16 protein-coding genes and 2 pseudogenes are annotated in these 12,203 nt (G+C 52.3%); 8 read left to right on the plus strand and 10 right to left on the minus strand.

Going from position 1 to position 12,203, the window contains the following annotated elements; genetic code table 11:
• Positions 1–42: 42 nt before the first annotated feature.
• On the minus strand, positions 43–1,098 hold the full coding sequence (locus BRO54_RS02495; RefSeq protein WP_074043028.1) for an RNA-guided endonuclease TnpB family protein: 1,056 nt from the start codon (positions 1,096–1,098) through the stop codon (positions 43–45).
• 45 nt (positions 1,099–1,143) lie between these two features.
• A complete protein-coding gene (locus BRO54_RS02500; RefSeq protein ID WP_239691183.1) occupies positions 1,144–1,389 on the minus strand; it encodes a DUF2249 domain-containing protein in 246 nt (81 codons plus the stop codon).
• 129 nt (positions 1,390–1,518) lie between these two features.
• On the opposite strand from BRO54_RS02500, the gene BRO54_RS19970 reads away from it, so the two are divergent.
• Positions 1,519–1,686 (plus strand): hypothetical protein, encoded by a 168-nt coding sequence (locus BRO54_RS19970; protein ID WP_167367365.1) that lies wholly within the window; start codon positions 1,519–1,521, stop codon positions 1,684–1,686.
• 52 nt (positions 1,687–1,738) lie between these two features.
• Here BRO54_RS19970 and BRO54_RS02505 read toward each other — a convergent pair.
• Positions 1,739–2,092 (minus strand): annotated as a pseudogene (locus BRO54_RS02505) (nitric-oxide reductase large subunit); the annotation flags it as partial.
• A 162-nt stretch (positions 2,093–2,254) separates the two neighbouring features.
• A complete protein-coding gene (locus BRO54_RS02510; RefSeq protein WP_074043029.1) occupies positions 2,255–3,310 on the minus strand; it encodes an RNA-guided endonuclease TnpB family protein in 1,056 nt (351 codons plus the stop codon).
• 176 nt (positions 3,311–3,486) lie between these two features.
• Between BRO54_RS02510 and BRO54_RS20355 the strand changes: the two are divergent.
• Positions 3,487–3,618 (plus strand): annotated as a pseudogene (locus BRO54_RS20355) (metal-sulfur cluster assembly factor); the annotation flags it as partial.
• Between the two features lie 179 nt (positions 3,619–3,797).
• Here BRO54_RS20355 and tsaA read toward each other — a convergent pair.
• The 5 genes from tsaA to BRO54_RS02540 all read right to left on the minus strand — a co-directional run bounded on the left by tsaA (position 3,798) and on the right by BRO54_RS02540 (position 8,364).
• Positions 3,798–4,259 (minus strand): tRNA (N6-threonylcarbamoyladenosine(37)-N6)-methyltransferase TrmO, encoded by a 462-nt coding sequence (tsaA, locus tag BRO54_RS02520; protein ID WP_074043030.1) that lies wholly within the window; start codon positions 4,257–4,259, stop codon positions 3,798–3,800.
• 170 nt (positions 4,260–4,429) lie between these two features.
• Positions 4,430–4,675, minus strand: a complete 246-nt coding sequence (locus BRO54_RS02525) for a hypothetical protein (RefSeq protein ID WP_074043031.1) — start codon at positions 4,673–4,675, stop codon at positions 4,430–4,432.
• 239 nt (positions 4,676–4,914) lie between these two features.
• Complete coding sequence (locus BRO54_RS02530) at positions 4,915–7,041, minus strand: heavy metal translocating P-type ATPase (protein WP_074043032.1); 2,127 nt, start codon at positions 7,039–7,041, stop codon at positions 4,915–4,917.
• Entirely contained in the window at positions 7,031–7,402 is a 372-nt protein-coding gene (locus tag BRO54_RS02535) for an ArsR/SmtB family transcription factor (RefSeq protein ID WP_074043033.1), read from the minus strand. The genes BRO54_RS02530 and BRO54_RS02535 overlap by 11 nt, the downstream gene beginning before the upstream one ends.
• Before the next feature lie 194 nt (positions 7,403–7,596).
• A complete protein-coding gene (locus BRO54_RS02540; protein ID WP_074043034.1) occupies positions 7,597–8,364 on the minus strand; it encodes an alpha/beta fold hydrolase in 768 nt (255 codons plus the stop codon).
• A gap of 117 nt (positions 8,365–8,481) precedes the next feature.
• Between BRO54_RS02540 and BRO54_RS02545 the strand changes: the two genes are divergently transcribed.
• From BRO54_RS02545 to BRO54_RS02555, 4 genes are all read left to right on the plus strand, one after another.
• Positions 8,482–9,288 carry a Cof-type HAD-IIB family hydrolase gene (locus BRO54_RS02545; RefSeq protein WP_074043035.1) on the plus strand — a complete coding sequence of 269 codons (807 nt, stop codon included), beginning with the start codon at positions 8,482–8,484 and terminating at the stop codon, positions 9,286–9,288.
• 200 nt (positions 9,289–9,488) lie between these two features.
• Positions 9,489–9,641 carry a hypothetical protein gene (locus tag BRO54_RS19975; protein WP_015374103.1) on the plus strand — a complete coding sequence of 51 codons (153 nt, stop codon included), beginning with the start codon at positions 9,489–9,491 and terminating at the stop codon, positions 9,639–9,641.
• Between the two features lie 2 nt (positions 9,642–9,643).
• A complete protein-coding gene (locus BRO54_RS02550) occupies positions 9,644–9,844 on the plus strand; it encodes a DUF3813 domain-containing protein (RefSeq protein WP_074043036.1) in 201 nt (66 codons plus the stop codon).
• 129 nt (positions 9,845–9,973) lie between these two features.
• Positions 9,974–10,837 carry a DegV family protein gene (locus tag BRO54_RS02555; protein WP_074043037.1) on the plus strand — a complete coding sequence of 288 codons (864 nt, stop codon included), beginning with the start codon at positions 9,974–9,976 and terminating at the stop codon, positions 10,835–10,837.
• Positions 10,838–10,888: 51 nt separating this feature from the next.
• Here BRO54_RS02555 and BRO54_RS02560 read toward each other — a convergent pair whose 3' ends face one another.
• Positions 10,889–11,332 carry a Fic family protein gene (locus tag BRO54_RS02560; RefSeq protein ID WP_239691184.1) on the minus strand — a complete coding sequence of 148 codons (444 nt, stop codon included), beginning with the start codon at positions 11,330–11,332 and terminating at the stop codon, positions 10,889–10,891.
• Positions 11,333–11,346: 14 nt separating this feature from the next.
• On the opposite strand from BRO54_RS02560, the gene BRO54_RS02565 reads away from it, so the two are divergent.
• On the plus strand, positions 11,347–11,478 hold the full coding sequence (locus BRO54_RS02565) for a DUF3941 domain-containing protein (protein WP_008879040.1): 132 nt from the start codon (positions 11,347–11,349) through the stop codon (positions 11,476–11,478).
• 179 nt (positions 11,479–11,657) lie between these two features.
• Complete coding sequence (locus BRO54_RS02570; RefSeq protein ID WP_015374092.1) at positions 11,658–12,149, plus strand: YajQ family cyclic di-GMP-binding protein; 492 nt, start codon at positions 11,658–11,660, stop codon at positions 12,147–12,149.
• Positions 12,150–12,203: the final 54 nt, after the last annotated feature.

The following is a 12,203-nucleotide window of genomic DNA, read 5'->3' on the forward strand; positions in this document are numbered from 1 at the left end:
ATGTACCCCAATGGGCGGCGCACCTGTGACCAGTGCGCTAGATTAGGCGCTCAAGCCCGAAATCGCTTTGGCGATGTTAATGGCGCCATTCAAGTCAGCGTGGAGAGTGTATCCGCACTTTTGGCATCGGAAGCGGATGCCGTTTCGGTTCGCTTTCTCTCGATGCCCGCATCGGCATTTTTGGCTTGTATAGGTCGGCTTCACCCACTCCACCCGAATGCCCACCATTTCCGCTTTATAGGCAATCATCGTTTGCAATTGATGGAACGCCCAAGAATGAAGGCTTCGTCCTGCTTCTTTGGCCGATGTTGCCCGTTTCCGAATCCCTGTCAAATCTTCCATCCGAATCACGCCAACACCGTTGGCGAGGGCAAAACGGACGATTTGACGGCTGATTTTATGGTTCATATCCTTCATCCAGCGGGACTCTTTACGGCCGATTTTGCGAATCATATGAAGCTTCTTGGCTTTGCCCAACTTTCGACGCAAAGCCGCATATCGTCGGCGAATGAAAGCGCATTGGCTGCCCTTAAAAAACAGCGATTTCGTTCCAACGCTGGCAACGGCAATATAGCGAAGTCCTAGTTCAACGCCCATTGCCTTCGTTTCTTCCCGTTGTTGGACTTCAACTGTGATCGCAACAGCCAAGTACCATTTCTTTCTCTTTTTGTAGAGCTTGGCTGCCCCTTGTTTGGCGGTTCCGTCCAACAATCGATTCAGCCATGCTTCTTGATAGGGGCGCGTGACCACCGGTACGCCAATTCGCTTCTCCAGTGTGGGGAATGAAACGGTGTAGAACTCTCCTTTCTTTTCCACCTTTGCGTTTTGATTGTTGAAGCAACACCATAATGTTCGAAACTTCTTTGTTTTCTGGTTTTTCTTTTGGGACTTCACTTCTCGAATCGTCTGATTCACGACGGCAGAAGGAAACCGCTGCGACGAAAACTCTTTAAATAGTTTGCTCGTCGCTTGATTCAGCTCGGGATGATTCAACAGCCAATTCGCAAACGCTGTATTCACTTCTGTCATCCGTTCATACATTTCTTGTTTGACTTTCGTTGGTTTGTGCAGTTCCAGCCTTAGTGTGATCGTGGGCATGGATTCACCTCCTTGCGACGATTACATGATACCGTTTTTTCATAATCATTCAATATAAGAAAACGGCTCGCTTTCATCCCCCCCTAAAGGAGTGGGCTTTCTCGCTCGCAGGTCTGTAAACTGATCCGGACGCTCCATCATGAATTGGTATTGCAATGGACGCGGGTCATGGTCATTCGTCAGCTCCATCACTTCCCCCGGCTTCAAACTGTCAAACAGCCGAAAAATTGCCGGATGGCGATCGCGCGGCGGATAGTCCGGGGCGTGGATTTTTGCGGCAAATTGGTTCATAACATTGGCCTCCTTTGTAGTATAATGAATTATATACTTTATCATAACCGCTTGAACCTTGGGGGGTAGTGACGAGCGTCACAGCCCGAAGGTGAACATGTTCAATCCCCATGAAAGGAGAAATGGCGGTTGGAAGAGCTTGTTGGCTTTTGCGCGCAATGCGGCAAGCCGATCCATTGTCTGCATGGGTTTTTAAACGGCGTCGTCAGCCGAGAAACAGAGACGTTGTACTGCTTTCCATGCCATGACAAACAAAAGGAAAACGAACACGCCAAGCCAGACAAATGCCACAAGTAATTGAAAACGTTCACAAATGAAATGCACAGCGGAATCCCGCTGTGCGTTTTTGTTATTCTTCCTCCGCCAAATTCGCCACCGGCAGCTCTTCTCCCTCTCCATGCGTCGGTTTGCGCAAATGGAACATCGCTTTGATGGCAAAGGCAAGCAGCGCGACGACGCTGATTAAAAAGATCGTATCCGGAACGAAGCGGACAAGCAGCAAGTTTTGGACAATGTCTTGCTTGAGGAACGAAGGCGAACGCGACGCCCAATAGCCGTGTTCGAACGCTTCTTTGATTTGCAATATCCCGACCGGGAGAAGCGTGATGAGAACCATGCCAGCCAGGCCGATGTTCAGCATCCAGCATGAGAATTTCAGCCATTTGTCGTTCCACACTTCCGGTTTGACGATGTTGCGCAGCGATTGACACTCCACACGCCTAAAGGGCGTGGGATTCTTGGGTCGTTAGCGTCCTCATCCATTTCTGGTTTGGACAACGCCCAAGTTCGGGGGTGTGTCATCACCCCGTCCCATCGGGTTAGGATGTACCCCAATGGGCGGCGCACCTGTGACCAGTGCGCTAGGTTAGGCGGCGAAGCCCGAAATCGCTTTGGCGATGTTGATGGCGCCATTCAAGTCGGCATGAATCGTATATCCGCATTTTTTGCATTGGAAGTGGATGCCGTTTCGGTTCGCTTTCTCTCGATGCCCGCATCGGCATGTTTGGCTTGTATAGGTCGGCTTCACCCACTCCACCCGAATGCCCGCCATTTCCGCTTTATAGGCAATCATCGTTTGCAATTGATGGAACGCCCAAGAATGAAGGCTTCGTCCTGCTTCTTTGGCCGATGTTGCCCGTTTCCGAATCCCTGTCAAATCTTCCATCCGAATCACGCCAACACCGTTGGCGAGGGCAAAACGAACAATTTGACGGCTGATTTTGTGGTTTCGATCCTTCATCCAGCGGGACTCTTTATCACCGATTTTGCGAATCATATGGAGCTTCTTCGCTTGGCCCAACGTTCGCCGCAAAGCCGCATATCGTCGGCGAATGAAAGCGCATTGGCTGCCCTTAAAAAACAGCGATTTCGTTCCCACGCTGGCAACGGCGATATAGCGAAGTCCTAGGTCAACGCCCATTGCCTTCGTTTCTTCCCGTTGTTGGACTTCAACTGTGATCGCAACAGCCAAGTACCATTTCTTTCTCTTTTTGTAGAGCTTGGCTGCCCCTTGTTTGACGGTTCCATCGAGCAGCCGATTCAGCCATGCTTCTTGATAGGGACGCGTGACCACCGGCACGCCAATTCGCTTCTCCAGTGTGGGGAATGAAACGGTGTAGAACTCTCCTTTCTTTTCAACCTTTACGTTTTGATTGTTAAAGCAACACCATAATGTTCGAAACTTCTTTGTTTTCTGGTTTTTCTTTTGGGACTTCACTTCTCGAATCGTCTGATTCGCGACGGCAGAAGGAAACTGCTGCGACGAAAACTCTTTAAATAGTTTGCTCGTCGCTTGATTCAGCTCGGGATGATTCAACAGCCAATTCGCAAACGCTGTATTCACTTCTGTCATCCGTTCGTACATGTCTTGTTTGACTTTCGTTGGTTTGTGCAATTCCAGCCTTAGTGTGATCGTCGGCATGAATTCACCTCCTTGCGACGATGACAGGATACCATTTTTTTCATAATCATTCAATATAAGAAAACGGCTCGCTTTCATCCCTCCCCTAAAGGAGTGGGCTTTCTCGCTCGCAGGTCTGCAAGCGGAAAATTTGCGGTGACAGCGGCCGGCATTGTCGCATTTGCCGTAAGCCTGGCGGCAGCGTCAAACGGGCGCTCGAGCAAATCGACGGCGTCCGCGACGTGCGCGTCCAAGTGACTTGGAATCCGCCATGGACGCCGGAACGGATGAGCGAAGAAGCGCTCCGGCAACTTGGGCATTTTTCCTGAAACGGTCCACTGTTCCATCCCCTTTTAGCCGTTCGCCCGCGTTGGGCGGGCGGTTTTTATTTCCACTTTTTTTTCGTCCATATCGGTCTACAAAACCATGGGCGGATTTTGGATTCTGCATTCCGAAGATAAAAACTCCCCTTTGCGCTGTTGCTTTTTGAATCATGATCTTCATAACATTAATCCCAGTATCGTTCCATCAATGATACCGACCAAGCAGGTTGCCTTACTTCGCCTTTGGGTAAGAACTCCTTCATAACCGGTTTAATATCAATAATAGGAGTGCCATCTATTGCATCTAATCCTCTTACCTTCAATGTTCGCCCTTTATGTTCTAACAATTCAACGGTTGTTAAACCTAATTTATTCGGTCGATTTTTACCTCTTTGAGCGAAAATCCCGACCTTTGGATATTCTTTATTATTTCTTGGATGCCTTGCCCCATATTGAATTTTGTCATCTGTAACTCGGTCAAAATAGAAAATAATATCTAAATGCGAAAACTCACTGATACCTTGTAAAGCTGAATCATCGATCTTCTCTGATAATTCAATTATTGAAATAACATTCCCCCAATGATCATCTTCAACATCTTTGCGGTTATTTTTAACAAATGCGATTGGTGTAATGGTATATTGCATCATATCCCCCCTGTTTAACTATTAAACTGCCGTTAGCCAAACTTATTGGCACTCTTTAGGGATGGAGGATTAACAACAGAGCGCAAACAAAACGACACGGAACGACGGGCATTTCCGTGTCGTTTGTTTTTCTCCTCCATGAGACCCGCCTCCGGCTGGCGTTCGATCCGCTATTCAAGCAACACGTTCCACAACCATGCCAGCAAAGGAACGATGACAAAAAAGGCGAAGGCAATGTATCCGACATATTGAATCCACCGGGGAAATCCTCGCCAATCGAGGGCTTCCCGCTTCATCGCCCCTCCCGCAGCGATCCGATCCAACTCTTCGGTCGGCGAAAACACCCGGTCGTCCACCCGTTGAATCTCCTCTGTCCGTTGCGTTTCATGCCTCTCTTCTTGTCGAGATCCCTTCATGACGCCCCCTCTTCCCCATGATTTTCACGAACAGACCAAAACGATGTTTCTATCTAACATCCAGCATCCTCAAACGTTCGACCTAATCAGCGGTTGATGTTTTCCTCTTCATGATACCGTTTCTCATCGTCAGAAAGCAACCATATTTTCCACGCCTTTCATGAGGGAAGACCAATACACTCCTTCGAAGTTGGGAGAGGCGCCGAAGCGGTCCTTTCCTCGCTGCCCGGAGCCTCCGCTCATTCCTTCACCCGCAGCAGGCGCATGCTGTTTAAAGTCACGAGCAGCGTCGCGCCCATGTCGGCGAACACTACGAGCCAAAGGGTGAGCCAGCCCGGGACGGCGGCGGCGAGCGCCAACGCTTTGAGTCCTAAGGCGACGGCGATGTTTTGCCGGATGACGGCAAGTGTTCGGCGCCCAAGGTGGACGGTGTACGGCAGCTGGCGCAAATCGTCGGCCATGAGCACAACATCGGCTGTTTCCAAGGCGGCATCCGTCCCCGCCCCGCCCATCGCCACACCGACATCAGCCGCGGCCAAGGCAGGGGCGTCGTTCACCCCGTCGCCGACCATGGCGGTGATGCCGCAGCGCTGTTTCAGCTCGCGGATCGCCGAAAGCTTCTGTTCCGGAAGCAGCCCGGCGCGAATGTCCGATACACCCGCTTGACGGCCGATGGCCTGTGCCGTTTGCTCGTGGTCGCCCGTCACCATTGCCACTTCCGCCACGCCAAGGCGCTGCAATGCAGCGACAACGCCCGGTGCGGACGGCCGCAGTGGATCGGCCGCGGCAATAAGACCCAACACCCGATCGGCCGTGCCGACGGCCATCACGGTTTTTCCTTCTTTGCGGAAGGCGGTGATTCGCTCTTCCGCTTCATCCGGCAGCTCACCGATCAAGCTGGTGAACAAGGCCGGGCTGCCGATATAATACGTTTCGTTTCCGACGGCGGCCTTGACTCCCTTTCCGGTCAACGACTGAAACGCATCAACCGGCGCGTCAAGAAACGGCGCTCCCTCCTCTTCCGCTTTGCGGACGATGGCAGAAGCCAAAGGGTGCTGCGACCGTTTTTCGATGGCGGCGGCGATGGCCAACAGCTGCTCGCGTGTTCCTTCATATACGATGACATCGGTCACGGCCGGTTTCCCTTTCGTCAACGTCCCGGTTTTATCGAAAGCAATGGCTCGCAGCCGGCCGATTTGTTCGAGATGCACGCCGCTTTTGATGAGCACGCCGCGCCGGGCCGCGTTTCCGATGGCCGTCACAATCGCCACCGGCGTCGAGATGACGAGCGCGCACGGGCAGCCGATGACAAGAATGGCAAGACCGCGGTACACCCAATCAAGCCAGTCACCGCCCATCACAAGCGGCGGCACAATGGCGATCAGAAGCGCGATCACGATCATAAACGGCGTATAATAGCGAGCGAACCGGTCGATGAAGGCCTGCGACGGAGCCCGCTCCGCTTGCGCCTCTTCGACGAGGTCAATCATTTTCGCCAATGTCGTCTCATCCGCCCTCTTCGTCACCTCGACTTCGAGGAACCCTTCCCCGTTAAGCGTCCCGGCAAACACCGCAGCGCCGGGTGCTTTTTCTGCCGGCAAACTTTCGCCGGTAATCGCCGCCTCATTGACCGTTGACGCACCATTCACGACAACGCCGTCCAAGGCGATTTTCTCCCCTGGTTTGACGATCATCACATCCCCGATGCGAACGTCCTCAACCCGAACCGTCATTTCCTCCGCACCGCGCCGAATGGTCGCCTCCGCCGGCGCCATTTCCATCAGCGACTCAATCGATCGGCGCGCCCGGTCCATCGAATAGCGCTCGAGCGCTTCACTGATGGCGAACAAAATGACAACAACCGCCCCTTCTTGCCATTCGCCAATGGCCGCCGCGCCAAGAATGGCGATCGTCATTAACGTTTTCATGTCAAACTGCCAGCGGAGCAGATTGCGAAGCCCGGTCCGAAACAGCGAGTAGCCGCCGATCACGATCGCGGCGACATAGGCAGCCACCGCCAACCAGCCGCTGTCCGTTGTCGACGTTGCCCAGCCAATGGCCAGCAACGCGGCGGCAATGCAGACGTTCCGATTCTCTTTCTTCTTCCAAAACGGCTCCTGCCTGGCCGGGCGTTCACGTTCTTCACGAATGGTCAATTGTTCAAACGCCCCCGCTTGCTCAAGTTCATCAATCGTTGCTTCGCCCCAAACGGTGAGCTTGGCGGCGCCAAAGTTCACTTTCGCCTCTTTCACGCCGGGCAGGGACTTCACGTTCCGCTCAAATTGGGCCGCGCAGTTTGTGCACGTCAGTCCTTGCACGCGGTATGTTTTTGCCTCGAGCCGATTCAATGTTTGTTCATTCCCCACGGCCGTCCCCCTCTTTCTGATGGGCGAGCGCGACAAGCAGCAGCTCGCGGATATGATCATCATCCAGCGAGTAAAAGGCAAGTTTCCCCTCTTTTCGATATTTCACAATTCCTTGTTTGTACAAGATGCGCAAATGATGGGATGCCGTCGCCACCGTCGCACCGATCACGTTTGCGAGGTCACAGACGCACAGCTCCTCTTCACCGCAAAGCGCATACACGATTTTCGCCCGGTTTTCATCGGCAAGCGCCTTAAAAAAAGGGACAATCGCGGCAATGTTTTCATCGCGAAGCCGCCGCTGAACCCGCTCGACTTTCTCTTCGTCATAACAGTAAATGTCGCAAACATCATCGCGATGCATTTCTTCCCGCTCCTCGCCAACATTCAAATGTTTGTTTGAATATAGAATAGCATATTTCCTTCCTATATTCAAATATTCATTTGAATGAGAAATGTGCGCAAACGAAAAATCCGCCATCTTTCGAAAGGCGGATTTCGTTTTGGAAAGCTGACTTCCATTTGCCCTGTCCATGTGTCCACTGTCATCGCCGTCGCTTACACATGCTCGCGAAACCAGCGCACCGTCTCCAAAAACGCTTCACGCGTCACTTTATGGCCGGCGTGCGGGTCGGCGATGAACTGCAGCCGGTCTTCGTTTCCTTTATAAAATGGCTTAATTTGCTTGTAAAATTCATATGTATAACTATACGGGACGACTTGGTCGGCTTTCCCGTGCCAGATGAACAGCGGCCGCCCGGCGAGTGTTTCCGGCTGCTTGGATAAATCGTAGCGGGCGAGCTTTTCTTTTTCGAGCGCAAGCAGCGTCGGCGGCATCGGGATGTCGATTTGGCGCCGCTTCGCTTCTTCCATCATCGCGTCAAAAAAGGCGCTGTAGTTCGGGCAGCCCATGAGCGCCACCGCCGCCCTCACCCACGGATAGACGGCGAGCGCGCCGAATGTAACGATGCCGCCCATCGATGTCCCAGCAAGCCCGATCCGTTCGGAATCCGCCAGCCCGCGGCTGACAAGGTCGTTTTTCATCTCCTCGATTTCGGTGATCGTGCGCACGACAATGTCCCAAAACGACAGCTGCAATTTCCGTTCGCTCAAGCCTTCGTCCCGCTCGCCGTGAAACAGCGCGTCGGGAAGCACAGCGCGATAGCCTGCCTCGGCAAGCAAGTAGCCGAAATGCAAATTATGCTCTTTCGCGCTTGTAAAGCCGTGGATAAAGAAAATAAGCGGCAGCCGTTCGTCCCGCTTTTCCGGCTTGACAACATGAAGCACCGGCACATCAGCCAGCCGTTCTTTTTCAACGATGACCATGGCAGTCCAAACCCCTTCTGTCTTTTTCCATCGCTGTATAGTGTATCATATAGACAGCGATTTTGGAAAAGAGTTACACTAGAAAGCGGAAAGAATTACAAAGCAAAGGAGTCGAGCATGAAACGATATTTGATCGCGCTGGATTTAGACGGAACGCTGCTGAAAGAGGACAAAACGATTTCTCCGTTCACGAAAGACATCATCGGCCGCGCCATCGACGCTGGCCATCTCGTCGTCATCGCCACAGGCCGGCCGTACCGGGCGAGCCGCATGTATTACGAGGAACTCGGGCTTACGACGCCGATCATCAATTTCAACGGCGCGTTTGTCCACCATCCACGCCAGCCGTCGTGGGAGATGCGCCATTTTCCGTTACCGTTGGCGATCGTGAAAGACATTGTCGAACTTGGGGAAACGTATCGAATCAAAAACATTTTGGCGGAAGTGATGGACGACGTCTATTTCCACGAACATGACGACGTCTTGCTCGACATCGTCCGCCTCGGCAACCCGACCGTGGAAATCGGCGACTTGCGCCTTTCGCTTGGCAAAGACCCGACGAGCGTGCTCGTGTATACGGATGGCGACCATATCGAGCAAATCCAATCGCATTTGTCGCACGTCTACGCCAACGTCGTGCATCACCGGCGCTGGAGCGAACCGTGGCATGTCATTGAAATCATCCGCCATGGCGTCCATAAAGCGGCTGGATTGAAACAAGTGGCGGACTACTTCGGCATCCCGCGGGAGCGCGTTATCGCTTTTGGCGATGAAGACAACGATCTCGAAATGATCGATTGGGCTGGTCTTGGCGTCGCCATGGGCAATGCCATTGAGCCGCTAAAAACCGTAGCCGATGACATGACAGCGAGCAATGAAGAAGACGGTATCGGTTTGTACTTGCAAGACGTTCTAGGCCTGTAGCTTTCCTCCTATTCAAAAAGCTCCGCCGCGAATGCCGTCTTGCCGCCCTTCCGATGCCATCGGCCCATGAGATTCTCCATCGAGCGAAACGAGTGAATGAGCGGTTGTTTGTAACGAATTTCCTTACTACTGTTCCCCCCATGCGGTTACACTATACGTGACGCAACGTGCGTCTTCATTTTTTAAAGGGGGAATCGGTCATGGGCAAACGAAACAAATCGAAGCGTTTCGTCCAGCAAAGCGTCGATGCGGTTGAACGGCATGACAAGCGAATCCCTTATCACTTGACGTACGCCGAGGCGGAAGCGCGCAAGGCGGAAAAAGCGGTCGAAACGTCGCTTGGAGGCGCGTAACGATGGGCAATCGTCTATTTCAGGAAGCGCGCAAAGCAGTCGCGCAGGCGAAACAAGCCGCCAGCGGCAAGATTGACATGAGCGTGGACCGCGCCATTGCCATCGCCAAAAACGCCTTGTCATCCGCGTACGCGCATTCCAACACGGCGGAAAAAGCGCAGTTGCGTCAATTTCAAGCTGAGCTTGATCAAATCACCCAATGAAAGGCTGCGGGCCATCCGCAGCCTTCTTTCTGATTCATCGTCTTTTACTTTCCATATTGTGTTTCCACGCCAAAACCGATACACTAAACCTATGAACCGTCATTCATCCCGCCCAAGGAGGGAACGGATATGTCCATTCAAATCATCACCGACAGCGGAGCGGATTTACCGCAGTCGTACATTCGCGAGCACCGCATCGCGTTTTTGCCGCTTGTCGTTTATTGGAACGGTCAAGATTACGAAGACGGCATTACGATCGAACCGAAGCAAGTATATGACGCCATGCGCCAAGGGCATACGGTGAAAACGGCACAGCCGAGCCCGCTGGCGATGAAGGAACTGTTTTTGCCATACGCCAAAGAAAATCGGCCATGTTTGTACATCGCCTTTTCATCGAAATTATCCGGTACATACCAAACGGCGATGGCCGTGCGCAGCGAGCTGCTTGATGAATATCCGGAATTTCGCCTGACGATCATCGACTCGAAATGCGCCTCTCTTGGCCAAGGGCTCGCCGTCATGAAAGCGGTCGAGCTGGCGGAGCGAAACACACCGTACAACTTGCTTTGTGAAACGATCGAATCGTACTGCCGCCATATGGAGCACATTTTCACCGTCGACAACTTGGACTACCTCGCGCGCGGCGGCCGCATCAGCAAAGCCGCCGCGGCGTTCGGCGGGCTGCTCAACATCAAGCCGCTTCTCCATGTCGAAGACGGAGCGCTTGTCCCGCTTGAAAAACTGCGCGGGCGGAAAAAAGTGTTGAAACGAATGGTCGAGTTGATGGGTGAACGCGGCGACGATCTGCAAAAGCAAACGATCGGCATCAGCCACGCGGATGACGAAGAAACGGCGCTTGAGCTGAAGCGGATGATCGAAGAAACACACGGCTGCACGCGCTTTTTCCTCTCCGACATCGGCAGCGCCATCGGCGCCCACGCCGGGCCGGGGACGATTGCGTTGTTCTTTTTGAACAAGTATATGGAAATATAACACGGTTCGCCGTGACAAAGGCGCCTCTGACAGCCTAGGCGCCTTTGTTCATCATCGGAGTTGATCGAGAAGATTGTAGTAGTAGTATGTTTTGGACCGCATCCGCCCATCCGAAAAAATGAGCTTCTGCTCCTCAAACCGATTCAAATAGCGCCGAACCGTCGCTTCCGGCAAACCGGTCAACTCCGCCATCTGCTTAGCGGTAAAAATCGGATGCTGGAACATGACATTGACAACGGTTCGAATATTCTGGCTGTTCACAAGCGCGCTCGCCTTTTCCAAATCCTCTTCATACAAATCGTTTACTTTTTGAATCAATCGAACATTTTGTTTTGCTTGTAAATGGACGCATTGCAAGAAAAACTGAATCCATGGCGTCCAGTCGCCTTTGTAACGGGTATCATTCAAATAGCGGTAATTTCCATAAACTACCTCACCGCATTTCAATATCGTTCCTTTCCATTTGCCCATACTAATGGCGAACGACCGAAGCAAAAGGAGGGCTACCGATGCCAAACACAAGCGACAACGACAAAAAAGCGCGCGACAACCAAGCGAAGCGCCATGAGAAAAACATGATGCGCGAGAAAAACCGCGAAGCCGGGAAGTTCGCGTATTCGAAGAAGACGGATCATTTATGATGGGCATAAAACGAAAGGCGGCTCAATCGCCGCTTTTTTGTTTTGTCTTCCTTCATTTCCACACCATTCCCTATTCCCAACCAAAAGGCGACATGGACCTTCTAGTCCTTTGCTTATGGTTGCCTTCCTCCCCACCATTTTCTATAATGAAAGTACATCACACGCCCGGGAGGTCGCATATGTCGAAAGAAAGTTCGTTCGATATCGTATCGAAAGTCGATTTGGCGGAAGTGGCGAACGCCATCAACATCGCCATGAAAGAAATCAAGACGCGCTATGACTTCAAAGGAAGCAAAAGCGACATTTCGCTCGAGAAAGACGAGCTCGTTCTCATCTCCGACGACGAGTTTAAGCTTGAGCAGCTGAAAGATGTGCTCATCGGCAAGCTCATTAAGCGCGGGGTGGCGACGAAAAACATCCAATACGGCAAAATCGAGCCGGCCGCAGGCGGCACGGTGCGCCAGCGCGCCAAGCTCGTCCAAGGGATCGACAAAGAGAATGCGAAAAAGATCAACACGATCATCAAAAACACCGGCTTGAAAGTGAAAAGCCAAGTGCAAGACGACCAAATCCGCGTCAGCGGCAAAAGCAAAGACGACTTGCAAAAGGTGATCGCCGCCATTCGCGAAGCCGATTTGCCGATTGACGTGCAGTTTGTAAACTACCGCTGAAACAGGCAGAAGCGCGCTGCTGCCTGTTTTTTCATAAATAGAAACCTTTCGTTA

The organism is Geobacillus proteiniphilus (assembly GCF_001908025.1).
Lineage (GTDB): Bacteria > Bacillota > Bacilli > Bacillales > Anoxybacillaceae > Geobacillus > Geobacillus proteiniphilus.

Excerpts from the sequence above, each read along its gene's own strand:
- BRO54_RS02510 (WP_074043029.1), bottom strand. The coding sequence starts at position 3,310 with ATGCCGACGATCACACTAAGGCTGGAATTGCACAAACCAACGAAAGTC.
- BRO54_RS02495 (WP_074043028.1), bottom strand. The coding sequence starts at position 1,098 with ATGCCCACGATCACACTAAGGCTGGAACTGCACAAACCAACGAAAGTC.
- BRO54_RS02570 (WP_015374092.1), top strand. The coding sequence starts at position 11,658 with ATGTCGAAAGAAAGTTCGTTCGATATCGTATCGAAAGTCGATTTGGCG.
- BRO54_RS02500 (WP_239691183.1), bottom strand. The coding sequence starts at position 1,389 with ATGAACCAATTTGCCGCAAAAATCCACGCCCCGGACTATCCGCCGCGC.
- BRO54_RS02535 (WP_074043033.1), bottom strand. The coding sequence starts at position 7,402 with ATGCATCGCGATGATGTTTGCGACATTTACTGTTATGACGAAGAGAAA.
- BRO54_RS02545 (WP_074043035.1), top strand. The coding sequence starts at position 8,482 with ATGAAACGATATTTGATCGCGCTGGATTTAGACGGAACGCTGCTGAAA.
- BRO54_RS02525 (WP_074043031.1), bottom strand. The coding sequence starts at position 4,675 with ATGAAGGGATCTCGACAAGAAGAGAGGCATGAAACGCAACGGACAGAG.
- tsaA (WP_074043030.1), bottom strand. The coding sequence starts at position 4,259 with ATGCAATATACCATTACACCAATCGCATTTGTTAAAAATAACCGCAAA.
- BRO54_RS02565 (WP_008879040.1), top strand. The coding sequence starts at position 11,347 with ATGCCAAACACAAGCGACAACGACAAAAAAGCGCGCGACAACCAAGCG.
- BRO54_RS19975 (WP_015374103.1), top strand. The coding sequence starts at position 9,489 with ATGGGCAAACGAAACAAATCGAAGCGTTTCGTCCAGCAAAGCGTCGAT.
- BRO54_RS02555 (WP_074043037.1), top strand. The coding sequence starts at position 9,974 with ATGTCCATTCAAATCATCACCGACAGCGGAGCGGATTTACCGCAGTCG.
- BRO54_RS02550 (WP_074043036.1), top strand. The coding sequence starts at position 9,644 with ATGGGCAATCGTCTATTTCAGGAAGCGCGCAAAGCAGTCGCGCAGGCG.
- BRO54_RS02540 (WP_074043034.1), bottom strand. The coding sequence starts at position 8,364 with ATGGTCATCGTTGAAAAAGAACGGCTGGCTGATGTGCCGGTGCTTCAT.